We start from the raw sequence: 24,143 nt of genomic DNA on the forward strand, positions 1-24,143 counted from the left end.
TCTGCCCGCAGACGCGGAGCCCCTCAACTCAGGCCGTGGCCGTGATGAGCGCGGCCATGGATGGCCGCCCATTTGATCTTCGCGATCAGGGACGATCGCAAAAGTTAAGCCGACTTGACCGTGTCGACCGCGCGCCGGTCGAGCACCGCGTCGATCAGGCCGTACTCGCGGGCGGCCTCGGCGCTCATGAAGCGGTCGCGCTCCATGTCGCGTTCGATCCGATCCAGCGGCTGGCCGGTATGCTGCACGTAGATGTCGTTCAGGCGACGGCGCAGGTACAGGATTTCCTGGGCCTGGATCTCGATGTCCGTCGCCTGGCCGCGGGCGCCGCCCGACGGCTGGTGGATCATCACGCGCGAGTTCGGCAGCGAATAGCGCTTGCCCTTGGCTCCGGCCATCAGCAGCAACGACGCCGCACTGCAGGCCTGGCCGATGCACATCGTGCTGACGTCGGGCTTGATGTACTGCATCGTGTCATAGATCGCCAGCCCCGCCGTAACCGCGCCGCCCGGGCTGTTGATGTACAGGTGGATATCCTTGTCAGGATTCTCCGACTCGAGGAACAGCATCTGCGCGACCAGCAGATTCGCCACCTGGTCGTTGACCTCGCCGACCAGGAAAATCACCCGCTCCTTCAGCAGGCGCGAGTAGATGTCGTAGGAGCGCTCGCCGCGGGCAGTCTGCTCGACGACCATCGGCACCAGGTTGAGGTTCTGAATCTGTTCCATGGTCTTTGCGCTCTCTGGTTATGTGCCTTGAGTATGCCATCGGGCCCGGCAGACGCCAGACCCGTCGGGCGGCGCCTGACGATCAGGCACCTGCGGGGCGCATCACCTCGTCGAAGCCGAGATCCAGGTTGGTGGTGTTGGCGTGATCCGCCACCCATTCGGCCACCTGGTCTTCCATCACGCGGTTCTGCAGCCCGGACATCAACTGGGGGTCACCGTTGTAGAGTTCAATGACCTTCTCGGGCTCCTCGTAGGTCGAGGCGATCGCGGCAAGCTGCTCCGCCACGCGCTTGCGGTCGATCTTCAGCTCCTGCCTGCGGGCGATCTCGCCCATCAGCAGGCCCGCGATCACGCGCTTGCGCGCCATTGGCAGCGCGGCCTCGACCAGCTGCGGCGGCGGCTGCTGGCCACGCGGCACGCTGCCGGCCGCCATCGCCTGCGCCTCGGACTGCACCATCAGCTTGGGCACATCCAGCGTGGCATGCGCATCGGCCAGCTTCTCGGCCACCTCGGACTTCAGCCGCCCCATCAGCGCAGCCTTCAGCTCGCGCTCGAGATTCGCACGCACTTCCTTGCGGAAATGCTCCAGGTCGCCATCGGCAATGCCGAACAGCTTGGCGAATTCGGCGTCGACCTCCGGCAGCTTCGGCTCCTGCACCTTGATGATCCTGAAGCTCACCTTGGCACTCTTGCCGGCCAGGTTCTCGTTGCGGAAGTCCGCCGGGAACTCGATGTCGGCCTCGTAGTTGTCGTCGGCCTGGCGGCCGGTCAGCGCTTCGTCCAGCGCCTTGAACAGGTTGCCGGAGCCCAGCACGCTTCCCGCACGCTCCAGGCCCTCGGCCGGGAAACGGTAATCGCCGACTTGCGCGGCATACTCGAACATCACGAAATCGCCGTCGGCCGAGGAGCGCTCGACCAGCTCGAAGCTGCGGCGCTGCTGGCGCAGCGTTTCCAGCATCTTGTCCACGTCGCCGTCGGTCACGACCGCCAGCGGGCGCCTGATCTCCAGCGCGGACACGTCGATCGCGGGGAATTCGGGCATCACCTCGAAGGTGGCGGTGTAGGCGATCTCGCCGTTCTCCGGCTTGCCGGTGGTGTCGATGGCGGGGTTGGCGACCGGCTGCAGCTTCTCCTGCGTCACCGCCTCGCGCAGCGTGCTGCCGATCAGGTCGGACAGCACCTCGCCGCGCACCTGCTCGCCGAAACGCTGCTTGATGACCGCCACCGGCACCTTGCCCGGGCGAAAACCCTTCAGACGCACCGTACGCCCCAGCTCCGCGATGCGCGCGCTCACCTGCGTCTCGTAGCGCTCAGCGGGAAACTTCACCGTGAGCTTGCGCTCGAGCGTGCCGATGTTCTCAACCGAAACCTGCATGTCGACTCCTGGAACCTGAAGTTGTGGCGCCCGATGGGCGCCATGGCGGCAACCGTTCGGCGCCGGAAAACCATCGCGAATTGGTGCGAAAGGCGGGACTCGAACCCGCACGGGGGTTACCCGCCAGAACCTAAATCTGGTGCGTCTACCAGTTCCGCCACTTTCGCCTTGCCACGCCCGGCCTTCAAGACGGAAACGGTGCTTTCGCCACGCCCGCTCCGCCGCGGCCTAAGTCGATGATTACCCTGCGCTAAAGCGGTTCATTGTACGGTCGCGCCGAGCCGCAGCACAAGCATGCGGCCCACACCGGACACGCCCGCATCGCCCAAAAGCGAAACGCCGACCACAGGGGTCGGCGTTTCGCGTATTGGTGGGCCGTGTAGGATTCGAACCTACGACCAATTGATTAAGAGTCAACTGCTCTACCAACTGAGCTAACGGCCCTGAAGCTTCAATTTTGGGGTGGACGATGGGATTCGAACCCACGACAACCGGAATCACAATCCGGGACTCTGACCAGCTGAGCTACGTCCACCATAAACACTTGTCAGTGGTGCGCCCGACAGGACTCGAACCTGCAACCGTCGGCTTAGAAGGCCGATGCTCTATCCGGTTGAGCTACAGGCGCGGACGCCTACGGCAGAACACGCTGTGGTCGGGGCAGAGGGATTCGAACCCCCGACTTTTGCGTCCCAAACGCAACGCTCTACCAGACTGAGCTATACCCCGAACGAGCCCGCGACAGCCTTCATCAACGGAGCCTTGAAATGCTACGGGTGACCACGCCATCCGTCAATCCGCAAGCATCGCTCAGGGCACCATGCCCACCATCCCACGGCACTGGCGAACCGCCCGCCCCGGGAAGCATGGCGAAGCGCGAACGCCTCACCATGCAGTACAAAATGGCGCGCCCGGAGAGATTCGAACTCCCGACCACCTAGTTCGTAGCCAGGTACTCTATCCAACTGAGCTACGGGCGCGCACTGAACTTGCCACTCCGTCAGCCGGTTTCCCGAACTGCCGAAGCGAGGAGCGGAATTATTCAGGGTCGTGTCGAGAAGGTCAACACTTTTCGTGAATTTTTTTTCACGCGCTTCGTCTTCGCCCTGCCATCCCGGCATTGCGCCACGCGCCGGATCAGCGTGCATGGTCATGGCGACGCGTTTCCAGCGATACGCAAACAACAGAGGGAGCGGTCATCTCCGCTCCCTCCGTCCGATTCGTCGCCGCAGCGGATTTGGACGTCCAGACGTCCGTATCAGATGTCCAGGCCGGAACGATTCTGTGTCGCCGGATCGCCCACCTTGCCCACCGTGGAGTCCCCGCCCTTGGGTGGCGGCGGGGGTGGCGTGGGGCCGCCGCTGGCATTGCGGTTCCAGTCGGCGGGCGGCCCGGGCTGGCGACCGGCCATGATGTCGTCGATCTGGTGCGCGTCGATGGTCTCGTACTGCAGCAACGCCTCGGCCATCGTGTGCAGCTTGTCGATGTTGTCGGTCAGCAGCTGCGTGCTGCGCGCGTAGGCGCGGTCGAGGATGCCGCGCACCACCTCGTCGATCTTGCTGGCGGTTTCGTTGGAGATGCTCTTGTGCTGGGTCACCGAGCGGCCCAGGAACACCTCGTCCTCGTCCTCGCCATAGGTGATCGGACCGAGTTCGTCCGACAACCCCCACTTGGTGGCCATGTTGCGCGCCATCTTGGTGGCGCGCTCGATGTCGTTGGAGGCGCCGGTGGTGACCTTGTCGGCGCCGAAGATCAGTTCCTCGGCCACGCGACCGCCGTACAGCGAGCAGAGCTGCGACTCGATCGCCACCTTGTTCATGCTGTACTTGTCACCTTCCGGCAGGTACATGGTGACGCCCAGCGCGCGGCCGCGCGGGATGATGGTCACCTTGTAGACCGGGTCGTGCTCCGGCACCAGGCGCCCCACGATGGCATGACCGGCCTCGTGATAGGCGGTGAGCTTCTTCTCGTCCTCGCTCATCGCCATCGAACGGCGCTCGGCGCCCATCAGGATCTTGTCGCGCGCCTTGTCCATGTGGCTCATGCGCACTTCGCGCGCGTTCTCGCGCGCGGCGAACAGCGCCGCCTCGTTGACCAGGTTGGCGAGATCGGCGCCGGAGAAGCCCGGCGTACCGCGCGCGATGGTCATGGGATCCACGTCGCTGGCCACCGGCACCTTGCGCAGGTGCACCTTGAGGATCTGCTCGCGGCCCTTCACGTCGGGCAGGCCCACCACCACCTGGCGGTCGAAGCGGCCCGGGCGCAGCAGCGCGGGATCGAGCACGTCCGGCCGGTTCGTCGCGGCGATCACGATGATGCCTTCCGAGCCCTCGAAGCCGTCCATCTCCACCAGCAACTGGTTCAGCGTCTGCTCGCGCTCGTCGTGACCGCCGCCCAGGCCGGCGCCGCGATGGCGCCCCACCGCGTCGATCTCGTCGATGAAGATGATGCACGGCGCGTGCTTCTTGGCCTGCTCGAACATGTCGCGCACGCGGCTGGCGCCCACGCCCACGAACATCTCCACGAAGTCCGAACCGGAGATCGAGAAGAACGGCACCTTGGCCTCGCCGGCGATGGCCTTGGCCAGCAGGGTCTTGCCGGTGCCGGGCGGGCCCACCATCAGTACGCCGCGCGGAATCTTGCCCCCCAGCTTCTGGAACTTGCCCGGGTCACGCAGGAACTCGACCAGTTCGCCCACTTCCTCCTTGGCCTCGTCGCAGCCGGCCACGTCGGAAAAGTTGACCTTGATCTGATCCTCGCCCTGCAGCTTGGCACGCGAACGGCCGAAGCTCATCGCACCGCGCCCGCCACCGCCGGACTGCATCTGGCGCATGAACCAGATGAACACGCCCACGATCAGCAGCACCGGCAGCCAGCTGACCAGAAGGCCCAGCAGCGAAAAGCCCTCGGCCGGATCCTGGCGCACCTCCACGCCCTTGTCCTGCATCTGCTTAACCACCTGGTTGGTGGAGAAGCCCAGCATCGGCGCCACGGTGCGGTAGGAGCTGCCGTCCTTCAGCTTGCCGCTGATGCTGGGCGGCGAATCCGCGCTGATCACGGCACTGGAAACGTTGCCGTTGGCCACGCTCTGCACGAAGCTCGAGTAGGCCATGTTCGACGAGCCGCCGCCGTGCGGATTGAAGCTCTGGAACACGGTGAACAGCACCACCGCGATGATCACCCAGAGCAACACGTTTTTTGCTGTTTCGTTCATGCAGGGTTCCCGCCCGGTTGCGCCACGGCGGCCTTGCGGCCGGTCGCCAGCGCGTATACCTCGCGTGAACGTGCACGCGAGGCCTTTGGTTTACGCATCGTCACGCGCGAGAAGTCCGCGCGCAAGCTGCGCAGGTAATCGTCGAAGCCGGCGCCCTGGAACAGCTTGATCAGGAACGCACCACCCGGTTTCAGCCACTGCCGGGAAAAATCCAGTGCCAACTCAGCCAGTTCCATTGCCCGGATCTGGTCGGCCAAGGCCACGCCACTCATATTGGGGGCCATGTCCGACAGTACAAGATCGACCTTCTGCCCCGCCAGCCGCGCCTCCAGTGCCCGCAGCACGCTTTCCTCGCGGAAATCGCCCTCGAGGAAATCCACCCCGGCGATGCCCTGCATCGGCAGGATGTCGAGCGCGAACACCTTGCCCTGGTCGCCCAGCCGCTGGCGCACAAGCTGTGACCAACCGCCCGGCGCCGCGCCCAGGTCCACCACGGTCATGCCGGGCTTCAGCAGGCGGTCGCGGTCGATCAGCTCTTCCAGCTTGTAGACCGCGCGCGAGCGCACGCCCTCGGCCTGCGCCTTCTTCACGTAGACGTCACTGAAATGTTCGCGCAGCCAGCCGGCGCTGCTCTTGCTGCGGCTCATGGGACAGCATCACTGCAGGGGAATCGGGGCGCATGATACCCTTTGCCGCTCACTCCCCGCGAATCGAAGCCGCCGCATGGCCCTCTCCCCCTCGCAGATCCGCTACCTGCGCAGTCTCTCCCATGGCCTGAACCCGGTCGTCCTGCTCGGCAACAAGGGCGCCAGCGACGCCGTGGTCAAGGAACTGGGCCAGGCGCTGGAGATCCACGAGCTGGTCAAGGTGAAGCTTTCCGGCGGCGACAAGGAAGAGCGCCAGGCGCAGCTCGATACCCTGCTGGCCGGCACCGGCGCCGAGGCGATCCAGCAGATCGGCCACGTCGCCGTACTGTTCCGGCGCAATGCCGACGAACCCAAGATCGCACTGCCGCGCTGATGGATCTCAACCTCGAACTACCGGAGGGTTACCTGTTCGTGCGCAGGGTCGGCGAACACGGTGTCACGCTGATCGATCGCGAACTCACCGACAGCTTCCTGCTGGCGCCCGATCGCGTCGTCGAGCACTGGGAGGTGCGCGAGGCCGGCGCGCTCGACGCCACGCACGTCGACGCCCTGCTCGCCCTGCAGCCGGAGCTGGTACTGCTGGGCACCGGGACGCGCCAGACCTTTCCCGCCGCCGCGTTCATCGCCGGTTTCCTGCGCAAGGGCATCGGTATCGAGGTGATGGACAACGCGGCAGCTGCGCGCACCTACAACCTGCTGGCCGGCGAAGGGCGGCGCGTGGTCGCCGCGTTCATGCTTCCGGCCTGATACGGCGGGATTCAAGCGCAGCGCCAGAAGCCGCTCGAACAGCCTTATTTGACGGCAGGGAAAATGCTCATGCACTTTCCCGACTCGCCGAACCCGGACCAGCCGGGCTCGGCTCCGCCGGTCAATCGCGAAGGTGATGGACCGGCTGGCGATTCATCACTGGATCGCTACTTCGCCGGCAGGTAGTCCAGCGGGTCGACCGGGTTGCCGTCCTTGCGGATCTGGAAGCCCAGCTCGACGCGCGAGGCCCCGCTGGAACCCATCCGCGCGATCTCCTGGCCGGCGCTGACGCGCTGGCCTTCCCTTACCAGCCGCGTGCTGTTGTGCCCGTAGGCCGACAACAGGCTGTCGTTGTGCTTGATGATGACCAGCTCGCCGTAGCCGACCAGGCCATTGCCGCTGTACACCACCACGCCGTCGGCCGCCGCCCGCACCGGGTCGCCGACCTTGCCGGCGATCTCGATGCCGGGCACCGCATCGCCGGGCGTGAAACGCTTGATGAGCTGTCCGTCGGCCGGCCAGCGCCAACTCACCCCGCCCGCCGCGCGCGAGCCGCCGCTCGCCACCGTCGGGGTCGCGGCGTGCGGCGGCACGACCGCCTTGGGCTCGCCAGCCACCGGCACCTCGGTGCTCACGGGGGGCGCCGCGGCGACTGCCACGGACGGCGCATGCGTTGCCGTAGCCGCTGCGGCGATCGCTGCCCCGCGCGTCGCCGACGCATGCGTGCCGGCCGGCACCGGCGCCGGGGACTGCGCGGGTACGCTCTGGAATACCGGCGCGGCAGGCGCCGAAGCCGGGTTTGTCGCCTTCCGGACAGTTGCCGCCACCGCGTGCGCCGCCGACGCGCCGTTGCCGACCGGTGGCGACAGGCGCAAGCGCTGGCCCGGCCAGATCGTGTAGGGCGCGGCGATGCCGTTCCACTTCGCCAGGTCGCGGAAATCCACGCCCTTGCGGAAGGCGATCGAGTACAGGGTATCGCCCTTCGCCACCTCGTAGCTGCCGCCCGGAATCGGCGTGCGCGCCGCAACGGGCGCGACATGGCTGCTGCCATGGCCCGCGGCCGGTTCCACCACCACGGTGCTGCATGCAGACAACGCCAGCAAAGCAGCCACAAGCAGTGAGGGGGCAAGGAGTCGATTCATGCGCGCCAGCATAGCGATGCCTCCCTGTTTTTTCATGCGAGGCGATGGCCGCGTCATCGCCGCCAGAACCACCACGCCAGCAGCAGGCCCAGCAGCGCCAGCACGGCCCAGCCGATCCACTCGATGTACTTGTGCAGCAGCTGTCCGGCGCGCTCGCCGAACAGCCGGATCAGCAGCGCCAGCAGCCACACCCGCTTGCCGCGGCCCAGCGCCACGCAACCGAGGAAGGGCAGCACCGGCACGCCGACGATGCCCGCGGCCCAGGTCACGAACTTCATCGGCACCACCGGTTGCAGCGCGGCGAGGACCAGCACGCCGTAGAGTCCCCAGCGATGCTCCGCCATCTGGGCCCGCAGGCTCGACACGCCCTGTTCGATCGGCGTCAGCAGATGCAGCGCGCCCAGCAGCGGCTTCAATGCCTCGAACGCGAAGTGTCCCAGCGCGTAGCCGACCAGCGAGCCAAGCAGCGAGAACGCGAGGCTGACGTTGGCATAGAAGAACGCCCGATGCCGCTTGCCCAGCATCATCGGCGCCAGCATCACCTCCGGCATGATCGGGAAGATGAAGGCCTCGATGAAGCTGAGCCCGCACAGGTAGCGGATCGCGTGGGGATGGCGCGCCCACACCAGAGTGCGGGCATAGAGCTTGCCGAACAGCCGCATCTAGCGGACTTCCTTCGCGGCACGCATCAGCCGATGCCGCCGAGCAGCGGCACGAAGCTGACCGCGCCGAGTTCCTCCTGGGCGAAGTCGCCTTGCCCGTCGCCCCGCAGGCGGATCAGCACCTGGCGGCTCGGAGACCCCACCGGAGCCACCAGCACGCCGGTGGGACTGAGTTGCTGGAGGATGCGGCTGGGGATGGTGTCGCCCGCGGCGGTGAGGATGATCGCGTCGAACGGCGCCTCGTCGGCCCACCCCAGCTTGCCGTCGTCGTAACGCGAACGGATGTTGGCGAGGCCGAGCTGGCGGAAGCGGCGGCGGGCCTGGCGCAGCAGCTCCTCGATGCGCTCCACCGTGTAGACCTGTTCCACCAGCGCCGCCAGCACCACCGCCTGGTAGCCGGAACCCGTGCCGATTTCCAGCACCCGGCCGGGTTTCTCCCGGCGCTCGTCGAAGTGTTCGAGCAGCGCCTCGGTCATCCGCGCCACCACCCAGGGCTGCGAGATGGTCTGGCCGTGGCCGATCGGCAGCGCGGTGTTCTCGTAGGCGCGCGAATGCAGCGCCTGGTCGATGAAATGGTGACGCGGCACATTGCGGATCACGTCGATGACCCGTGGATCGCGGATGCCGCTTTCGCGCAATTGCACGGCGAGCCGGTCGCGCGCACGTTGCGAGGTCATGCCCTCGCCTTTCAGTGCCGCAGGAGGCAGCGGATGCATGCTCATCGCTCAAGCCGCCTTGTGGCCGGGGCCGGCCATGTCGTCGCTGAGCGTCTGCATCCAGCTGCTGACCTTCTCCAGCGCCTGGAACCGGGTGAGATCGACGTGGATCGGCGTCACCGACACGTAGCCGCGGCGCACCGCGTCGAAATCCGTGCCGGGGCCGGCGTCGTCCACCTCGCCCGCCGGACCGATCCACCACACGGGACGCCCGCGCGGATCGGTCTGCGCAATGCATGGTGCCGCGCGATGGCGCCGCCCCAGCCGGGTGACCTCGAAGCCGCGAATCTCCGCCCACGGCCGGTCCGGCACGTTGACGTTGAGGATGGTGTCGGCCGGCAGCGGGTCGACCAGCAGCCGGCGCATCAGCAGCAGCACCGCGTCCGCCGCCGAGTCGTAATGGACGCCGCGATGGTCGTGGCTCACCAGCGACACCGCGATCGCCGGCAGGCCGAGGAAGCGCCCTTCCATCGCCGCCGACACCGTGCCGGAATAGATCACGTCGTCGCCGAGATTGGCCGCGTTGTTGATACCCGACACCACGATGTCGGGCTCCTCGTCGAGCAGGCCGGACAGCGCCAGGTGCACGCAGTCGGTGGGCGTGCCAGCCACGCGGTAGCGGCCGTCCTCCATGTGCAGCACGCGCAGCGGCGCGTCGAGTGTCAGCGAATTGCTCGCGCCGGAGCGGTCGCGGTCGGGCGCCACCACCGTCACCTCGCCCACTTCGCCGAGACGCCCGGCAAGCACCTGGATGCCTTTCGCATCCACGCCATCGTCGTTGCTGACAAGAACTCGCATGCTGATCCGTGTTGAGTCGACCGCAGCGCATCGTCGTCCGCGACGTGCGCACCCCGTAGCTTCCCGAGTTTACCGGAGCGACCCTGCGGTTTCACGGATCGGCGGCACGCGCCAGGCCCGCCGCTTGCTAGCATCGGGGCATGAAACGCCATCCGCCCGCGCCGGTCAGCGAAGACGATGCCCGCCTGTTCCGCGAGGCGATCGGCGCGGTGCGCCGCATCGATCCGGTCGCCGCACCGCCGCCGGCACCGAAGCCCGCGCCGCTGCCGCGCATGCTCGAGGCCGACGAGGCGGCGGTGCCGGGCGAGTTGCTGGACATGGCCTTCGATCCGGCCACGCTCGAAGTGGGCGAGGAGCTGGGCTACCTGCGCGACGGCTACTCGCCGAAACTGCTGCGCCAGCTCAAGCGCGGCCAGTTCAGCGTGCAGGACGAGATCGATCTGCACGAGATGAACGCCGCCGCCGCGCAAGCCTCCATCGCCGGCTTCCTCGCCGAGGCGCGGCAGCACGGGCTGCGTTGCGTGCGCATCATCCATGGTAAGGGGCTGCGTTCGAAGGCCGCCGGCCCGGTGCTGAAGGCGCTCACCGACCGCCTGCTGCGCCGGCGCGACGACGTGGTCGCCTTCGCCTCGGCGCGCCCGGCGCAGGGTGGCACGGGCGCCGTGGTCGTGCTTCTCAAGCACCCACCGTAACGGCAAGTTCCCTCGCCACCACCGTCGCATACGCGCCCGCTGGCAATTCGAATGACAACTCCAGCGCGTCGTCCGCCAGCCAGCGCCAGCGCAGGTCTTTCGGCAGCAGGCGCAAGGGGCGGCGCTCCTGGTCCATGCGCGCGGCGGCGATGCCCTCCGCCAGGTCGGCGTGCGCGGCGGCGACCTCGCGCTCCAGCACACCCGCCTCGCCCGCAGTCGGCGGTTCGCCCTGCCCCCACAACGGGCCGGAGGGATGGATGTCGCCGCTGGCGAGGCGCTGCGCCAACGCTTCCGTGTACGGCTCGGGTCCGAACCAGGAGCGCGAGCCGGCCAGCGACCAGATCTCGCCGTCCAGCGGCGCGTCCCACGCGCCACGCTCGACGCGCGCTGCGAGCACGCTGTTGAAGATCTGCGAGCGCGCGGCGGAAAGCAGGAAGCCGCGCTTGTCGCGATCCACCCGGCGCCCCGCGAACATCGCCCGCGCCTGCGCGAGGTTGCCGCCTTCGCGGCCGAAGCGCTGCTCGCCGAAATAGTTCGGCACGCCGCGGGCGGCGATAGCGGCCAGCGTCTGTTCGGCAAGCTCGCGCTCGCCCTGCACCTCGCGCAATGTCAGCACGAAGCGGTTGCCGCGCAAGGCGCCGCGCTTGAGCTTGCGGCCATGGCGCGTCGCGGCCAGCACCGTTGCCTCGGCATGGGGGAAGGCCGACCAGTCGGGATCGGGCTTGCCGGCAAGTTGTACCGAGAAGGTTTGCCGAGTGACTGCATTCCGGTCCTTCAGGCCGGCGTAGCCCACCGCCAGCGGCGGCACGCCGGCGAATTTCGCCAGTTCGCGCGCCAGCCAGTCGGTGTTCGCGCCGCGCTTTTCCACCCACAGCAGCGCGTGCTCGCCGCTGCCGTCGGCGTCGTAGCCCAGGATTTCCTCGACCACGAAGTCTTCGGGGGTGCTGCGCAGGCGGGCCGTCAATGGAGGGACGGCGCCGTGGGCGAAAGGGAGTTCTTGGGTGGTCATGGCGTGGCAGGTATCCGGATGTTCACTCCCTCACACTGCGCCCTATCTGGTCAGCGAGGCAAGGAAACCCGCATGTCGCATCAACGGTGTTCCAGCAGCACGCACGCCTGGGCGGCGATGCCTTCGCCGCGGCCGGTGAAGCCAAGCTTTTCGGTGGTGGTGGCCTTGATGCTGATCTGGTCGAGCCGGCAGCCGAGGTCGGCGGCGAGGTTTTCGCGCATCGCCTGCGCGTGCAGGCCGATCCTGGGCGATTCGCAGATCACGGTGACGTCGGCGTTGCCCAGCGTGTACCCCTGCTGCGCCATCAGCGACGCGGCGTGACGCAGGAACTGGCGGCTGTCGGCTTCGCGCCAGCGCTCGTCGGAGGGCGGGAAGTGCTTGCCGATGTCGCCCAATGCCAGCGCGCCGAAGATGGCGTCGCACAGCGCGTGGATCACCACGTCGCCATCGGAGTGCGCAACCAGGCCGCGTGCGTGGGCGATGCGCACGCCGCCCAGGACGACGTGGTCGCCCACGCCGAACGCGTGCACGTCGAAACCGTTGCCGATGCGAAAGCTCATGCCGTCCTCGCCAGCAGGAATTCGGCCAGCGCGAGATCCGCCGCCGTGGTGACCTTGATGTTGTCCTCGGCGCCCTCGACCAGCAACGGGCGGAAGCCGGCCAGTTCCATCGCCATCGCCTCGTCGCTGACCGGCCGGCCGTCGAGCGCCACCGCGCGCAGCGCGGAGACGAGTTCGCCACGGCGGAACATCTGCGGCGTGAAGGCCCGCCAGCGCTGCTCGCGCGGCTCGGTGGCCAGGCTGTGCCCGTCTTCGTCCGCGCGCTTGAGCGTGTCGCGCAGCGGCGCGCCAAGCAGGCCGCCGTCAGCCTGGGCGGCCCGGTCGACCAGGCGCGTGATGTCGGCTTCGCGCACGCAGGGGCGCGCGGCATCGTGCACCAGCACGAAGTCGCCGTCGCCCACCTCGGACGGCAGGGCATCCAGGCCCGCGAGCACCGAATCGCTGCGTTCGGCGCCGCCGACCGCGGTGCTCACCTGCTTGCCGTGCAAGGCCGTGATGCCGGGCCAGTGCTCGTCCTGCGCACCCAGCACCACCAGGAGTCCGGCGATGCGCGGGTGCGCGGCCAGCCGCTCCAGCGTGTGCACGATCAGCGGCTTGCCGGCCAGCGGCAGGTATTGCTTGGGGCAGTCCGCGCCCATCCGCGTGCCACGTCCGGCGGCCGGCACCACGCACCACAAGAGCCTGCTCATGGCTGGGCATCGCCCGGATGCGCCGGCGGTGGCAGCGGCAGCGTGCTGCTGGCGCCCGCGGGCTGGTTGTCGACCTGGTAGAACGTCTCGCCGGGCTTGATCAGTCCCAGCTCGGTGCGCGCACGCGCTTCGACTGCCTGGTCGCCGTGCTTGAGGTCGGTCACGTCGGCGGCCAGCGCCTGGTTGCGCTGCTGCAGGCGCGCGTTCTCGTCGGTCTGCTTCTTGATCGACAGGCGCAGCGCGTCCACCTCGTGCATGCCGCCGTGCGCGGACCACAGTTTCAGCTGCAGTCCGATCAGCAGAAGCAGCAGAACCAGGGCGATCCAGCGCAGCATGGGCGGAGACGCGCCGGGTCAGCCAGGCAGGTGGTCGAGGCTCACGAACGCGGCGCGTCCCGCATAGCGCGCCGCCGAACCCAGCGCTTCCTCGATGCGCAGCAGCTGGTTGTACTTGGCCACGCGGTCGGTGCGGCACAGCGAACCGGTCTTGATCTGCGTGGCGGTGGTGGCCACCGCGATGTCGGCGATGGTGGTGTCCTCGGTCTCGCCCGAGCGGTGCGAGATGATCGCCGCATACCTGGCGGCATCCGCCATGGCGATGGCTTCCAGCGTCTCGGACAGCGTGCCGATCTGGTTGACCTTGATCAGGATGGCGTTGGCGATGTGCTTCTCGATGCCTTCCTTGAAGATCGCCGGGTTGGTGACGAACAGGTCGTCGCCCACCACCTGGACGTTCTTGCCGATGGTGTCGGTGAGCAGCTTCCAGCCGGCCCAGTCGCCTTCGGCCATGCCGTCCTCGATGGTGACGATCGGGTACTGCCGGGCCCAGCCGGCCAGCACGTCCACCCACTGCTCGGGCGTATAGACCTTGCCCTCGCCTTCCAGGTCGTACTTGCCGTCCTTGAAGAACTCGGAGCTCGCCGCGTCGAGGCCGAGCAGGATCTCGCTGCCCACCTTGTAGCCGGCCTTGTTCACCGCTTCGAGGATGGTGTCCAGCGCCTCGATGTTGGAACGCAGGTTCGGCGCGAAGCCGCCTTCGTCGCCCACCGCGGTGTTCAGGCCCTTGCCCTTCAGCACGCTCTTCAGCGCATGGAAGATCTCCGCGCCGGCGCGCAGCGCCTCGGCGAAGCTGGACACGCCCACCGGCAGCACCATGAACTCCTGCACGTCGACGTTGTTGTCGGCATGCGCGCCGCCGTTGATGATGTTCATCATCGGCACCGGCAGCGCGCCGGGCTGGCCGGTGGTGCCGTTGATGCCGGCCAGGTACTGCCACAGCGCCTGCTTGCGCTGCGCGGCCACGGCATGGGCGGCGGCCATCGACACGCCGAGCAGCGCGTTGGCGCCCAGCTTGCCCTTGTTCGGGGTACCGTCGAGCTGGATCAGCTTCGCGTCCAGACCGCCCTGGTTGGCGGCGTCGAAGCCCTTCAGCGCACTGGCGATGGCACCGTTGACGTTGCCCACCGCGTGCTTCACGCCCTTGCCGAGGTAGCGCGCCTTGTCGCCGTCGCGCAGCTCCACCGCCTCGCGGGTGCCGGTGCTGGCGCCGCTGGGCACCGCCGCGCGGCCGAAGCCGCCGCCGGCCAGGGTGACCTCGGCTTCCAGCGTGGGGTTGCCGCGCGAGTCGAGGATTTCACGGGCGTGGATGCGGGTGATGTCGGTACTCATGCGGCTGCAATCCTTCAGATGTTGGGGATGGGCTATGCGGGCTTACAAAGTGTGTTCCAGGAAGCCGTGGCGTTTGGTCACGGCATCCAGTTCCATCAATGTTTCGAGCAGGGCTTCCATCTTGCCCAGCGGCCACGCGTTGGGACCGTCGCTGAGCGCCTTGCTGGGATCGGGGTGGGTCTCGGCGAACAGGCCGGCCACGCCCGCGGCCACCGCCGCGCGCGCCAGCACCGGCACGAACTCGCGCTGGCCGCCCGAACTGGCACCCTGGCCGCCCGGCAGTTGCACCGAGTGGGTGGCGTCGAACACCACCGGGCAGCCGGTCTCGCGCATCGCGCTGAGGCTGCGCATGTCCGAGACGAGGTTGTTGTAGCCGAAGCTGGCGCCACGCTCGCAGACCAGGATGTCCTCGTTGCCCACGGCCCTGGCCTTGGCGACGACGTGCTTCATGTCCCAGGGTGCGAGGAACTGGCCCTTCTTGATGTTCACCGGCCTGCCGGCTCGGGCCACGGCCTGGATGAAGTCGGTCTGCCGGCACAGGAAGGCTGGCGTCTGCAGCACGTCCACCACCGCGGCCACCTCGGCGAACGGGGTGTATTCGTGCACGTCGGTGAGCACCGGCACGCCGATCTGGCGCTTTACTTCGCCCAGGATGCGCAAACCCTCTTCCATGCCCGGGCCGCGGAAGCTCTCGCCGGAGGAGCGGTTGGCTTTGTCGAAGCTGGACTTGAAGATGAAGTTCACGCCAAGCCTGGCGGTGATTTCCTTCAGGGCGCCGGCCGTGTCCAGCTGCAACTGTTCGGACTCGACCACGCACGGCCCGGCGATCAGGAACAGCGGATGCTCCAGGCCGACCTCGAAGCCGCACAACTTCATGCCACGTGCTCCCTGGCCAGCTTCTCGCCCGCCCGCACGGCCTTGTACTCGCGCGCGGCGCGCACGAAACCGATGAACAGCGGGTGGCCGTCGCGCGGCGTGGAGGTGAATTCCGGATGCGCCTGGCAACCGAGGAACCACGGGTGCTTCTGCTGCGGCAGCTCGACGATCTCCACCAGCAGGTCGTCCATCGACTTGCCGGAGATCACCAGGCCCAGATCCTCGAACGACTGGCGGTAGCGGTTGTTGAACTCGTAGCGGTGGCGATGGCGCTCGCGCACCACTTCCTGCCCGTACAGCTCGCGCGCCAGCGTGCCCGCCTTGAGGCGGCATTCCTGCGCGCCGAGGCGCATGGTGCCGCCGAGGTCCGAACGCTCGCTGCGCTGTTCCACCTCGCCGCTGGCGGTAGTCCACTCGGTGATCAGGGCGATCACCGGGTTGGGCGTGTTGCGGTCGTTCTCGCTGGAGTCGGCGTCGGCGAGCCCGGCCACGTGGCGGGCGAAATCCACCACCGCCGCATGCATGCCGTAGCAAATGCCAAAATACGGCACGCCGTGCTCGCGCGCGTACTTCGCCGCCAGCACCTTGCCCTCGAAACCACGCTTGCCGAAGCCGCCGGGCACCAGGATCGCATCGGCGTGGCCGAGCACCCTGGCGGCACCCTCGGCCTCGACCTGCTCGGAGTCGATCCAGTCGAGGTTCACCCGTGTCTGCTGCTTGATGCCGCCATGGCGCAGCGCCTCGCCCAGCGACTTGTAGGCGTCCTTGTGCTCCACGTACTTGCCGACGATGGCCACGGTGACCTCGTCCTTCGGGTGCACCACGGCATCCACCGTGCGCTGCCAGCCGGAGAGGTCGGCCGGCTTGGCGTCGAGGCCGAGCTTCCGCACCACGATGTCGTCCAGGCCCTGACCGTGCAGCCACAGCGGGGTCTTGTAGATCACGTCCACGTCCACCGCGCTGATCACGGCGTTCTCGGCCACGTTGGTGAACAGTGCGATCTTGCGGCGCTCGCCCTCGGGCAGCGGCTGCTCGCTGCGGCACAGCAGGATGTCCGGCTGGATACCGATCGAACGCAGCTCCTTCACCGAGTGCTGGGTGGGCTTGGTCTTGATCTCGCCGGCGGCCTTGATGAACGGCACCAGGGTGAGGTGCATGAACAGGCACTTCTCGGGGCCGTGTTCGATGCGCAGCTGGCGGATCGCCTCCAGGAACGGCAGCGACTCGATGTCGCCCACCGTGCCGCCGATCTCCACCAGCGCCACGTCGAAGCCGCGGGTGGCCTCGTGGATGCAGTGCTTGATCTCGTCGGTGATGTGCGGGATCACCTGCACGGTGGCGCCCAGGTAGTCGCCGCGGCGCTCCTTGCGGATCACGCTCTCATAGATCTTGCCGGTGGTGATCGAGTTCTTGCCGGTAAGCCGGGTGTGGACGAAGCGCTCGTAGTGGCCGAGGTCGAGGTCGGTCTCGGCGCCGTCGTCGGTGACGTAGACCTCGCCGTGCTGGAACGGGCTCATGGTGCCCGGATCCACGTTGATGTAGGGATCGAGCTTCATCATGGTGACCGAGAGGCCACGCGCTTCCAGGATGGAGGCCAGCGACGCCGCGGCGATGCCCTTGCCAAGCGAGGACACCACACCGCCGGTGACGAAAATCAGGGGGGTCATGGGATGCAGCCGTGCTGGAAATACGCATTCTAGCGGCAGACGGCCCCGGCCGCGAGATGTCGCGGGGGCCCGGATTCATAATGGAATTGCGGTTACGCGGTTCGTTTCGCCTTGGGGGAGGCGAATAGTTGCCCAGCCGGTTCGCAAGGATCAGAGCAGTTTCTGAGCCGCTGCCGCAGCCCGAGTTCCTTTCTCTTTGTGTGCCCAAAGAGAAAGGAACCAAAGAGAAACGGCACCCCGATGGCGCGCCCTCCGGGCCTCCTGCCCTGCGGGTGCGCGGGTGGGCTCCGGGGTTTTTCGACGGCACATCCTGTGCCGGCGAAAAACTGGCCCGCATCCCTGCGGGCCATCCTGCGGACTTTTCCTCCGCCCACCCGCCGCGCCATAGGGGCCCCGGGTAAAGCAGCGCGCTCCCGGCGCGCAGAAGCAACAGCAAGATCAAGAGCACCCCACCCCGCCCCTCCCCTGCACGCAGGGGAGGGAGCCACAGCCTGCAAGCTTGCGGGGCTTCGCTGTTGCTGTTGCTTCTGGCGCGCAGGAAGCGCGCCTGCTTTTCCGGGGCCCCTCGGCGGCGGTGAGCCGTGGACGACAAGGCCGCGCAGCGGGCATCGCCATGGAGGGCGATGCCTTTTCGACCGGTCAGGAAGCCCGGCCGAAAAGCCCGGCCACGGCTCACGGACTTGCCGGGCAGGACGCCCGGCAAGCGCCGCCGCGGGGTGTCGTTTTCTCTTGGCTACTTCTCTTTGACTCCGGGCATCCTGCCCTCCGCCCTTCGGGCCGGCTTCGCCGTTCGCACACGCTCCTGCGTGTGCGTGGACAAGCAAGAGAGAAGTAGCTCGGGCCGCGGCAGCGGCTCGAAACCACTTTGTCCCTTGCGAAAGCACACGAGCAAGGGCCCCCCTCACCCCAACCCTCCCCCCACCGATGAAGCTGTTGGGGGAAAGGGAAGCCGCGCGCAGCGCCCAAACAAAAACCGGCGGCCCCTCGCGGAGCCGCCGGCGACAGGGCAAGCAGGAGTGCAAGCCTCAGCCGTGCGCCATCCCCGGCATCATGAAGGCGTTCATGTTGTGCAGCACCCACAGCGAGCCGATCACCACGATCGCGATGAAGACCAGTGCGCAGACGGCAACCATCAGGTTCTCGCGCTGTTCCGGGGCGATGCCCATGTGCAGGAAGAAGCCGAGCTGCACCAGCACCTGGGCCACGCAGAACACCATAAGGCCCGGCACGATCAGGTGGTGCGGCACCGCGCCGGTCATCACGCAGCCAAAGGACAGCAGCGTGAACGCGATCGACAGGCCGAAGCCCACCATGTAGGACTTCAGCGAGCCGTGCTTGCCGCCATGGGCGGCTTGTTCGTGAGCGTGCGACATCACAGCACCCCGTGCAGATAGACAAAGGTGAACACGCAGATCCAGATCACGTCGAGGAAATGCCAGAACAGGCTGAGGCAGGACAGGCGGCGCTTGACCACGCCGTCCAGGCCGTAGCGGCGCACCATGTCCATCATCACCACGATCCAGATCACGCCGCAGGTGACGTGCAGTCCGTGCGTGCCGACCAGGGTGAAATAGGCCGACAGGAAGGCGCTGCGGTCCGGGCCCGCCCCCTCGTGGATCAGGGCCACGAACTCGTGGATCTCCATGCCCACGAAGGCCGCGCCGAACAGGAAGGTGACCATCAGCCAGGCCAGCACCTTGTCGCGGCGACCGGCGTGCATGTTCAGCATCGCCATGCCGAAGGTGAAGCTGGAAACCAGCAGCAGCATGGTCTCGCCCAGCACGTACTTGAGATCGAAGATCTCCTTGCCGGTGGGACCGCCCGCGTAGGAGTGGGCCAGCACGGCGAACGTGGCGAACAGGCACGAGAAGATGAGGCAGTCGCTCATCAGGTAGGTCCAGAACCCCAGCAGGGTCCTGGAGCCGTCGTCGTGATGGGCGTGGTCGCCGTGGCCGGCGACGTCGTGGCCGGCGGTGATGACGGAGGTATTCATTCTTATGCCACCTTCTGCTCGGCGGGAGCGGCGCCCACCTGGTCAATCAGCCTGGACAGCGGCACCAGCCGCTCGCGCTCGATCTTCTCGACCTCGGCGGCAGGCACGTAATAGTCGACGTCGCGGTCGTAGGCCCGGGCGATGAACGAACCGACCATGCCCGCCAGGCCCAGCACTGCCAGCCACCAGATGTGCCAGATCAGTCCGAAGCCCAGCAGCGTGGCAAAGCCGCCCATGATCACGCCCACGCCGGTGTTGCGCGGCATGTGGATGTCGGCGTAGTGGGCGTGGCGCGGGTAGGCACGCTTGTTTTCCTTGTCCGCCCAGAACTGGTCCAGCTCGGTGATCCGCGGCTCCACGGCGAAGTTGTAGAACGGCGCCGGCGAGCTGGTCGACCACTCCAGGGTACGGCCGCCCCACGGATCGCCGGTGAGGTCGCGGTTGCTGTCGCGGTTGCGGATGCTCACCGCGATCTGCAGCACCGTGAAGCCGATGCCCGCCATGATGATCACCGCGCCGACGAAGGCCACCACGAAGTACGGCTGCCATGCCACGTTGTCGTAGTGCTGCATGCGACGGGTCGCGCCCATGAAACCCAGCAGGTACAGCGGCATGAAGGCCACGTAGAAGCCGACCAGCCAGCACCAGAACGACCACTTGCCCCAGCGCTCCTCCAGCTTGAAACCGGTGGCCTTGGGGAACCAGAAGTTCAGCGCGGCCAGGCAGCCGAACACCACGCCGCCGATGATCATGTTGTGGAAGTGCGCGATCAGGAACAGGCTGTTGTGCAGCACGAAGTCCGCGCCCGGCACCGCCAGCAACACGCCGGTCATGCCGCCGATCACGAAGGTCACCATGAAGCCGATCGTCCACAGCACCGGTACGGTGAAGCGGATGCGGCCGCGGTACATGGTGAACAGCCAGTTGAACACCTTCACGCCGGTGGGGATCGAGATCACCATCGTGGCGATGCCGAAGAACGCGTTGACGTTCGCGCCCGAGCCCATGGTGAAGAAGTGGTGCAGCCACACCAGGAAGGACAGGCCGCCGATTGCCACGGTGGCCCACACCATCGATTTGTAGCCGAACAGCGGCTTGCCGGAGAACGTGGAGATGATCTCGGAGAACACGCCGAAGCACGGCACCATCAGGATGTAGACCTCGGGGTGGCCCCAGATCCAGATCAGGTTCACGTACATCATGGCGTTGCCGCCGAGATCGTTGGTGAAGAAGTGCATGCCGAGATAACGGTCGGCGCCCAGCAGCGCCAGCGCCACGGTCAGCGCCGGGAACGCGGCCACGATCAGCACGTTGGTGACCAGCGCGGTCCAGCTGAACACCGGCATCTTCATCAGCGTCATGCCGGGGGCGCGCATGCGCAGGATGGTGACGATGAAGTTGATGCCGGTCAGGGTCGTTCCCAGGCCCGACAGCTGCAGCGCCCAGATGTAGTAGTCCACGCCCACGTCGGGACTGAACTTCAGCTCGGACAGCGGCGGATAGGCCAGCCAGCCGGTGGTGGAGAACTGGCCGACGAACAGCGACAGCATGATCAGCACCACGCCCGACGCGGTAAGCCAGAAGCTCAGCGAGTTCAGGAACGGGAAGGCCACGTCACGCGCACCGATCTGCAGAGGTACGATCAGGTTCATCAGGCCCACGATGAACGGCATCGCCATGAAGAAGATCATGATCGTGCCGTGGGCGCTGAAGATCTGGTCGAAATGGTGCGGCGGCAGGTAGCCCTGGGCGCCGCCCGCGGCCAGCGCCTGCTGGCCGCGCATCATGATCGCGTCGGCGAAACCGCGCAGCAGCATCACCAGCGCCAGGATGACGTACATGATGCCGATCTTCTTGTGGTCCACCGTGGTGAACCACTCGTTCCACAGATAACCCCACTTGCGGAACCAGGTGATGCCGCCGAGCAGGGCCGCGCCGCCGAGGGCCACCGCCAGCAGGGTGCCCATCACGATCGGCTGGTCGAACGGGATCGACGAAAGGGAAAGCTTTCCGAACATGGCTTACTCCGCAGCCTTGGCGTGATCGTTGTGCGAAGCGGCGACGGCGACGCCGCCGTGCATCGGCATGCCCTGCATCGGCTGTCCATCGGCAGGCTTGCCGCCCATGTCCTTGTGCAGGATGTCCTCGAACAGGCCGGGCGCGACCGTCGCGTAGTACGACACCGGCACCTTCTCGCTGGGTTGCTCCAGCGTGCGGTAGGCGGGCAGGTCGAGCGTGGCCGCGCTGGCCTTCGCCTTCGCCAGCCAGTCCTGGAAGCCCTGCTGCGAGGTGGCGATCGCCTTGAAGCGCATGTCGGAGAAACCGGCGCCGCTGTAGTTGGAGGACAGGCCGTCGTAGTCGCCCGCCTCACGCGCGATCAGGTGCAGCTTGGTCTGCATGCCCGCCATCGCGTAGATCTGGCTGCCCAGCTGGGGGATGAAGAAGGCATTCATCACCGTGGCCGAGGTGATCCTGAAGTTCACCGGCGTGTCCACCGGGAACGCGATCTGGTTGACGCTGGCCACGCCGTAGTCCGGGTAGATGAACAGCCATTTCCAGTCCATCGCCACCGCCTCGATGGTCACCGGCTTCACGTCGGACACCAGCGGCTTGTACGGGTCCAGCGCATGGGTGCTGCGCCAGGTGATCACGGCGAGGATCGCGATGATGACGCAGGGAATGCCCCACATCGCCGCCTCGATCTTCGTCGAGTGCGCCCACTTCGGCGCATAGGTGGCCTTGGTGTTGGAGGCGCGGTAGCGCCACGCGAACCACAGGGTCAGCACGATCACCGGAATCACCACCACGGACATCAGCCCGAGCGCGATCAGGATCAGGCTCTTCTCATGCATGCCCACGTCGCCCTTGGGCGAGAGGACCTCCATGTTGCAGCCGGCGAGGAACACGGCCATGCCTGCGCACGTCCAGCGCAGGGCGGAAACGACAGTACGTTTGCTCACGAACGACTCTTTGGGACGGCTATGAATGGGGATGCCGTGGGGAACGGCGCGCGCATCGTAGTGACAGGCGACCCGAATTGACACCCTGCCGAGACACAATGTCGCAGTTGAAATTTGCTGCGTGATGATCTTGCGCGTTGCATGGCGCGCACCGTTGTGGCAGGCATCCGGCCACAGGCGTGCCTGCTACCATGCCGCGCATGAGCAACCCCGTTCCCGCCCGGATCGCCGCGCTGCGCGCGGCCATGCAGCAGCACGGCATCGCCGCCGTGGTCGTCCCCAGCGCCGACCCGCATCTCTCCGAATACCTGCCCGGGTACTGGCAGGCGCGTGCGTGGCTGTCCGGCTTCACCGGTTCGGCGGGCACGCTGGTCGTGGCCCGCGAGCAGGCGGGCCTGTGGACGGACTCGCGCTATTTCGCGCAGGCCGAACAGCAGCTCGCCGGCAGCGGCATCGCGCTGATGAAGCTCCACGTGCCGCATACGCCCGAGCACATGGACTGGCTGGCCGCCCACCTGCGCGAAGGCGACGTGCTGGCGGTGGCCGGCGACAGCGTGTCGCTGGCCGGCCTGCGCGCGGTGGAGGGCAAGCTCGGCGAACACGGCGTGCGCGTGCGCACCGACCTCGATCTGCCCGGCATGGTCTGGCGCGACCGCCCAGCCCTGCCCCAAGCGCGCGTCGTCGAGCACCCGATCGCCTGGGCCTGCACGCCCCGCGCTGACAAGCTGGTGCGCCTGCGCAACGCGCTGCGCAAGCGCGGCGCGACGCACCATCTCGTCTCCAGCCTCGACGACATCGCCTGGCTCTGCAACTTGCGCGGCAGCGACGTGGAGTGCAACCCGGTCTTCCTCGCCCATCTGCTGGTGGCGGCCGAAGGCAAGGCCACGCTGTTCGCCGAGCGCGGCAAGTTCGACGACGCACTGGTGGCGCAACTCGCCGCAGACGGCGTCGCCATCGCAGGCTATGCCGGCGTCACCGGCGCACTGGCGGAACTCGGCAAGGACGACGTCCTGCTGCTCGATCCCGCCCGCGTGGTCTGCGCGGTCAGCAGCGCGGTCCCCGCCGACGTGCGGCGCATCGAGGCCGCCAACCCCAGCACCGCGTACAAGGCGGTGAAGAGCCCTGCCGAGCTGGACCACGTGCGCGAGGTGATGCGCCGCGACGGCGCGGCGCTGGCCGGCGCGTTCCGCGAGATCGAGCACCAGCTCGCGCAGGGCAAGCCACTCACCGAGCTGGACGTGCATCGCCTCGTGCACGCCGCGCGCGCCGCGCAACCCGAGTTCGTGGGCGAGAGCTTCGCCACCATCGCCGGCTACCAGGCCAACGGCGCGCTGCCGCATTACCGCGCCACCCAGGAATCGCACAGCGCGCTGCAGGCGAAGGGCCTGCTGCTGATCGACTCCGGCGGCCAGTACCTCGGCGGCACCACCGACATCACCCGCGTGCTGGCGCTGGGCGAGACCACTGCCGAACAGCGCCGCGACGCCACCCTGGTGCTGAAGGGCATGATCGCGCTGAGTCGCGCGCGCTTCCCGAAAGGCGCCAGCGGCCCGCAGCTCGACGCGCTGGCGCGTGCGCCGCTGTGGGCCACCGGCTGCGACTACGGCCACGGCACCGGCCACGGCGTGGGCTACTTCCTCAACGTGCACGAAGGCCCGCAGGCTATCCGCCCGCCGCTGAGCGGCGGCGCCCTGGTGGCGCTGGAGCCGGGCATGATCACCTCGATCGAGCCCGGCCTGTACAAGCCCGGCCGCCACGGCATCCGCCACGAGAACCTCGCGGTGGTGGTCGAGGCCGACCGCACCGAGTTCGGCGACTTCCTCGCCTTCGAGACGCTCACGCTGTGCCCGTTCGATCGTCGCGCGCTGGAGCCCGGCCTGCTCGCTCCCGACGAACGCGCCTGGCTGGACGACTACCACGCCACCGTGCGCGCTGCACTGGCCCCGCTGCTGGACGGCGCCGACCTCGCCTGGCTGGAGCGCCATTGCGCGCCGCTCTGAA

General features: G+C 67.5%; 23 protein-coding genes and 6 tRNA genes. 4 read left to right on the top strand and 25 right to left on the bottom strand.

The window, feature by feature from the left end:
* Positions 1-104 precede the first annotated feature (104 nt).
* The 10 genes from clpP to rlmE all read right to left on the bottom strand — a co-directional run bounded on the left by clpP (position 105) and on the right by rlmE (position 5,964).
* Positions 105-728 carry an ATP-dependent Clp endopeptidase proteolytic subunit ClpP gene (clpP, locus tag ACQGNW_RS15545; protein WP_426664135.1) on the bottom strand — a complete coding sequence of 208 codons (624 nt, stop codon included), beginning with the start codon at positions 726-728 and terminating at the stop codon, positions 105-107.
* Between the two features lie 82 nt (positions 729-810).
* Positions 811-2,103, bottom strand: a complete 1,293-nt coding sequence (tig, locus tag ACQGNW_RS15550; protein ID WP_426664136.1) for a trigger factor — start codon at positions 2,101-2,103, stop codon at positions 811-813.
* 81 nt (positions 2,104-2,184) lie between these two features.
* Positions 2,185-2,270, bottom strand: a tRNA-Leu gene (locus tag ACQGNW_RS15555).
* Positions 2,271-2,471: 201 nt separating this feature from the next.
* Positions 2,472-2,547 (bottom strand) — tRNA-Lys (locus ACQGNW_RS15560).
* A gap of 14 nt (positions 2,548-2,561) precedes the next feature.
* Positions 2,562-2,638 (bottom strand) — tRNA-His (locus ACQGNW_RS15565).
* 16 nt (positions 2,639-2,654) lie between these two features.
* A tRNA-Arg gene (locus ACQGNW_RS15570) sits at positions 2,655-2,731 on the bottom strand.
* A gap of 24 nt (positions 2,732-2,755) precedes the next feature.
* Positions 2,756-2,832, bottom strand: a tRNA-Pro gene (locus ACQGNW_RS15575).
* A 174-nt stretch (positions 2,833-3,006) separates the two neighbouring features.
* Positions 3,007-3,083 (bottom strand) — tRNA-Arg (locus ACQGNW_RS15580).
* A gap of 278 nt (positions 3,084-3,361) precedes the next feature.
* Entirely contained in the window at positions 3,362-5,317 is a 1,956-nt protein-coding gene (ftsH, locus tag ACQGNW_RS15585) for an ATP-dependent zinc metalloprotease FtsH (RefSeq protein ID WP_426664137.1), read from the bottom strand.
* Positions 5,314-5,964, bottom strand: coding sequence for a 23S rRNA (uridine(2552)-2'-O)-methyltransferase RlmE (gene rlmE / locus ACQGNW_RS15590; RefSeq protein ID WP_426664138.1), 651 nt, complete (start codon positions 5,962-5,964; stop codon positions 5,314-5,316). The genes ftsH and rlmE overlap by 4 nt, the downstream gene beginning before the upstream one ends.
* A gap of 76 nt (positions 5,965-6,040) precedes the next feature.
* Between rlmE and yhbY the strand changes: the two genes are divergently transcribed.
* Both yhbY and ACQGNW_RS15600 read left to right on the top strand, forming a co-directional pair.
* Positions 6,041-6,337, top strand: a complete 297-nt coding sequence (gene yhbY / locus ACQGNW_RS15595) for a ribosome assembly RNA-binding protein YhbY (protein ID WP_426664139.1) — start codon at positions 6,041-6,043, stop codon at positions 6,335-6,337.
* On the top strand, positions 6,337-6,711 hold the full coding sequence (locus ACQGNW_RS15600) for an Mth938-like domain-containing protein (RefSeq protein ID WP_426664140.1): 375 nt from the start codon (positions 6,337-6,339) through the stop codon (positions 6,709-6,711). The genes yhbY and ACQGNW_RS15600 overlap by 1 nt, the downstream gene beginning before the upstream one ends.
* A gap of 167 nt (positions 6,712-6,878) precedes the next feature.
* On the opposite strand, the gene ACQGNW_RS15605 is transcribed toward ACQGNW_RS15600, so the two are convergent.
* From ACQGNW_RS15605 to surE, 4 genes are read right to left on the bottom strand one after another with little or no spacing between them, the layout of a single operon-like run.
* The gene (locus ACQGNW_RS15605) at positions 6,879-7,865 is read right to left on the bottom strand and encodes a peptidoglycan DD-metalloendopeptidase family protein (protein ID WP_426664780.1); all 987 of its coding nucleotides are present in this window, start codon (positions 7,863-7,865) and stop codon (positions 6,879-6,881) included.
* Positions 7,866-7,906: 41 nt separating this feature from the next.
* The gene (locus ACQGNW_RS15610; protein ID WP_426664141.1) at positions 7,907-8,515 is read right to left on the bottom strand and encodes a YqaA family protein; all 609 of its coding nucleotides are present in this window, start codon (positions 8,513-8,515) and stop codon (positions 7,907-7,909) included.
* A 26-nt stretch (positions 8,516-8,541) separates the two neighbouring features.
* Positions 8,542-9,237 carry a protein-L-isoaspartate(D-aspartate) O-methyltransferase gene (locus ACQGNW_RS15615; RefSeq protein WP_426664142.1) on the bottom strand — a complete coding sequence of 232 codons (696 nt, stop codon included), beginning with the start codon at positions 9,235-9,237 and terminating at the stop codon, positions 8,542-8,544.
* Positions 9,238-9,240: 3 nt separating this feature from the next.
* Complete coding sequence (gene surE, locus ACQGNW_RS15620; protein ID WP_426664143.1) at positions 9,241-10,029, bottom strand: 5'/3'-nucleotidase SurE; 789 nt, start codon at positions 10,027-10,029, stop codon at positions 9,241-9,243.
* Between the two features lie 140 nt (positions 10,030-10,169).
* Here surE and ACQGNW_RS15625 point away from each other — a divergent pair, with 140 nt between their 5' ends.
* Positions 10,170-10,721: a Smr/MutS family protein gene (locus ACQGNW_RS15625; RefSeq protein ID WP_426664144.1), complete on the top strand. Its 552-nt coding sequence runs from the start codon at positions 10,170-10,172 to the stop codon at positions 10,719-10,721.
* On the opposite strand, the gene truD is transcribed toward ACQGNW_RS15625, so the two are convergent.
* The 11 genes from truD to cyoA form a co-directional block, all read right to left on the bottom strand.
* Positions 10,705-11,730 carry a tRNA pseudouridine(13) synthase TruD gene (gene truD / locus ACQGNW_RS15630; RefSeq protein WP_426664145.1) on the bottom strand — a complete coding sequence of 342 codons (1,026 nt, stop codon included), beginning with the start codon at positions 11,728-11,730 and terminating at the stop codon, positions 10,705-10,707. The two genes, ACQGNW_RS15625 and truD, sit on opposite strands and share 17 nt — an antisense overlap.
* 80 nt (positions 11,731-11,810) lie before the next feature.
* Complete coding sequence (gene ispF, locus ACQGNW_RS15635; protein WP_426664146.1) at positions 11,811-12,290, bottom strand: 2-C-methyl-D-erythritol 2,4-cyclodiphosphate synthase; 480 nt, start codon at positions 12,288-12,290, stop codon at positions 11,811-11,813.
* Positions 12,287-12,979 carry a 2-C-methyl-D-erythritol 4-phosphate cytidylyltransferase gene (gene ispD / locus ACQGNW_RS15640; RefSeq protein ID WP_426664147.1) on the bottom strand — a complete coding sequence of 231 codons (693 nt, stop codon included), beginning with the start codon at positions 12,977-12,979 and terminating at the stop codon, positions 12,287-12,289. Before ispD ends, ispF begins: the two co-directional genes overlap by 4 nt.
* Complete coding sequence (ftsB, locus tag ACQGNW_RS15645; protein WP_426664148.1) at positions 12,976-13,314, bottom strand: cell division protein FtsB; 339 nt, start codon at positions 13,312-13,314, stop codon at positions 12,976-12,978. Before ftsB ends, ispD begins: the two co-directional genes overlap by 4 nt.
* A gap of 18 nt (positions 13,315-13,332) precedes the next feature.
* Entirely contained in the window at positions 13,333-14,646 is a 1,314-nt protein-coding gene (gene eno, locus ACQGNW_RS15650) for a phosphopyruvate hydratase (RefSeq protein WP_426664149.1), read from the bottom strand.
* Between the two features lie 42 nt (positions 14,647-14,688).
* A complete protein-coding gene (gene kdsA / locus ACQGNW_RS15655; RefSeq protein WP_426664150.1) occupies positions 14,689-15,522 on the bottom strand; it encodes a 3-deoxy-8-phosphooctulonate synthase in 834 nt (277 codons plus the stop codon).
* Complete coding sequence (locus ACQGNW_RS15660) at positions 15,519-17,189, bottom strand: CTP synthase (protein WP_426664151.1); 1,671 nt, start codon at positions 17,187-17,189, stop codon at positions 15,519-15,521. Before ACQGNW_RS15660 ends, kdsA begins: the two co-directional genes overlap by 4 nt.
* A gap of 1,025 nt (positions 17,190-18,214) precedes the next feature.
* Complete coding sequence (gene cyoD, locus ACQGNW_RS15665; protein WP_426664152.1) at positions 18,215-18,562, bottom strand: cytochrome o ubiquinol oxidase subunit IV; 348 nt, start codon at positions 18,560-18,562, stop codon at positions 18,215-18,217.
* The gene (gene cyoC, locus ACQGNW_RS15670) at positions 18,562-19,182 is read right to left on the bottom strand and encodes a cytochrome o ubiquinol oxidase subunit III (protein ID WP_426664153.1); all 621 of its coding nucleotides are present in this window, start codon (positions 19,180-19,182) and stop codon (positions 18,562-18,564) included. Before cyoC ends, cyoD begins: the two co-directional genes overlap by 1 nt.
* Positions 19,183-19,184: 2 nt before the next feature.
* Complete coding sequence (gene cyoB / locus ACQGNW_RS15675; protein WP_426664154.1) at positions 19,185-21,200, bottom strand: cytochrome o ubiquinol oxidase subunit I; 2,016 nt, start codon at positions 21,198-21,200, stop codon at positions 19,185-19,187.
* A gap of 3 nt (positions 21,201-21,203) precedes the next feature.
* On the bottom strand, positions 21,204-22,094 hold the full coding sequence (cyoA, locus tag ACQGNW_RS15680; RefSeq protein ID WP_426664781.1) for a ubiquinol oxidase subunit II: 891 nt from the start codon (positions 22,092-22,094) through the stop codon (positions 21,204-21,206).
* 248 nt (positions 22,095-22,342) lie between these two features.
* On the opposite strand from cyoA, the gene ACQGNW_RS15685 reads away from it, so the two are divergent.
* Positions 22,343-24,142 carry an aminopeptidase P family protein gene (locus tag ACQGNW_RS15685; protein WP_426664155.1) on the top strand — a complete coding sequence of 600 codons (1,800 nt, stop codon included), beginning with the start codon at positions 22,343-22,345 and terminating at the stop codon, positions 24,140-24,142.
* Position 24,143: the final 1 nt, after the last annotated feature.

Source organism: Rhodanobacter aciditrophus (assembly GCF_050026795.1).
Classification (GTDB): domain Bacteria; phylum Pseudomonadota; class Gammaproteobacteria; order Xanthomonadales; family Rhodanobacteraceae; genus Rhodanobacter_A.

Coding starts and splice junctions, on each gene's coding strand:
- clpP (WP_426664135.1), bottom strand. CDS start 728: ATGGAACAGATTCAGAACCTCAACCTGGTGCCGATGGTCGTCGAGCAG.
- tig (WP_426664136.1), bottom strand. CDS start 2,103: ATGCAGGTTTCGGTTGAGAACATCGGCACGCTCGAGCGCAAGCTCACG.
- ftsH (WP_426664137.1), bottom strand. CDS start 5,317: ATGAACGAAACAGCAAAAAACGTGTTGCTCTGGGTGATCATCGCGGTG.
- rlmE (WP_426664138.1), bottom strand. CDS start 5,964: ATGAGCCGCAGCAAGAGCAGCGCCGGCTGGCTGCGCGAACATTTCAGT.
- yhbY (WP_426664139.1), top strand. CDS start 6,041: ATGGCCCTCTCCCCCTCGCAGATCCGCTACCTGCGCAGTCTCTCCCAT.
- ACQGNW_RS15600 (WP_426664140.1), top strand. CDS start 6,337: ATGGATCTCAACCTCGAACTACCGGAGGGTTACCTGTTCGTGCGCAGG.
- ACQGNW_RS15605 (WP_426664780.1), bottom strand. CDS start 7,865: ATGCTGGCGCGCATGAATCGACTCCTTGCCCCCTCACTGCTTGTGGCT.
- ACQGNW_RS15610 (WP_426664141.1), bottom strand. CDS start 8,515: ATGCGGCTGTTCGGCAAGCTCTATGCCCGCACTCTGGTGTGGGCGCGC.
- ACQGNW_RS15615 (WP_426664142.1), bottom strand. CDS start 9,237: ATGAGCATGCATCCGCTGCCTCCTGCGGCACTGAAAGGCGAGGGCATG.
- surE (WP_426664143.1), bottom strand. CDS start 10,029: ATGCGAGTTCTTGTCAGCAACGACGATGGCGTGGATGCGAAAGGCATC.
- ACQGNW_RS15625 (WP_426664144.1), top strand. CDS start 10,170: ATGAAACGCCATCCGCCCGCGCCGGTCAGCGAAGACGATGCCCGCCTG.
- truD (WP_426664145.1), bottom strand. CDS start 11,730: ATGACCACCCAAGAACTCCCTTTCGCCCACGGCGCCGTCCCTCCATTG.
- ispF (WP_426664146.1), bottom strand. CDS start 12,290: ATGAGCTTTCGCATCGGCAACGGTTTCGACGTGCACGCGTTCGGCGTG.
- ispD (WP_426664147.1), bottom strand. CDS start 12,979: ATGAGCAGGCTCTTGTGGTGCGTGGTGCCGGCCGCCGGACGTGGCACG.
- ftsB (WP_426664148.1), bottom strand. CDS start 13,314: ATGCTGCGCTGGATCGCCCTGGTTCTGCTGCTTCTGCTGATCGGACTG.
- eno (WP_426664149.1), bottom strand. CDS start 14,646: ATGAGTACCGACATCACCCGCATCCACGCCCGTGAAATCCTCGACTCG.
- kdsA (WP_426664150.1), bottom strand. CDS start 15,522: ATGAAGTTGTGCGGCTTCGAGGTCGGCCTGGAGCATCCGCTGTTCCTG.
- ACQGNW_RS15660 (WP_426664151.1), bottom strand. CDS start 17,189: ATGACCCCCCTGATTTTCGTCACCGGCGGTGTGGTGTCCTCGCTTGGC.
- cyoD (WP_426664152.1), bottom strand. CDS start 18,562: ATGTCGCACGCTCACGAACAAGCCGCCCATGGCGGCAAGCACGGCTCG.
- cyoC (WP_426664153.1), bottom strand. CDS start 19,182: ATGAATACCTCCGTCATCACCGCCGGCCACGACGTCGCCGGCCACGGC.
- cyoB (WP_426664154.1), bottom strand. CDS start 21,200: ATGTTCGGAAAGCTTTCCCTTTCGTCGATCCCGTTCGACCAGCCGATC.
- cyoA (WP_426664781.1), bottom strand. CDS start 22,094: ATGGCCGTGTTCCTCGCCGGCTGCAACATGGAGGTCCTCTCGCCCAAG.
- ACQGNW_RS15685 (WP_426664155.1), top strand. CDS start 22,343: ATGAGCAACCCCGTTCCCGCCCGGATCGCCGCGCTGCGCGCGGCCATG.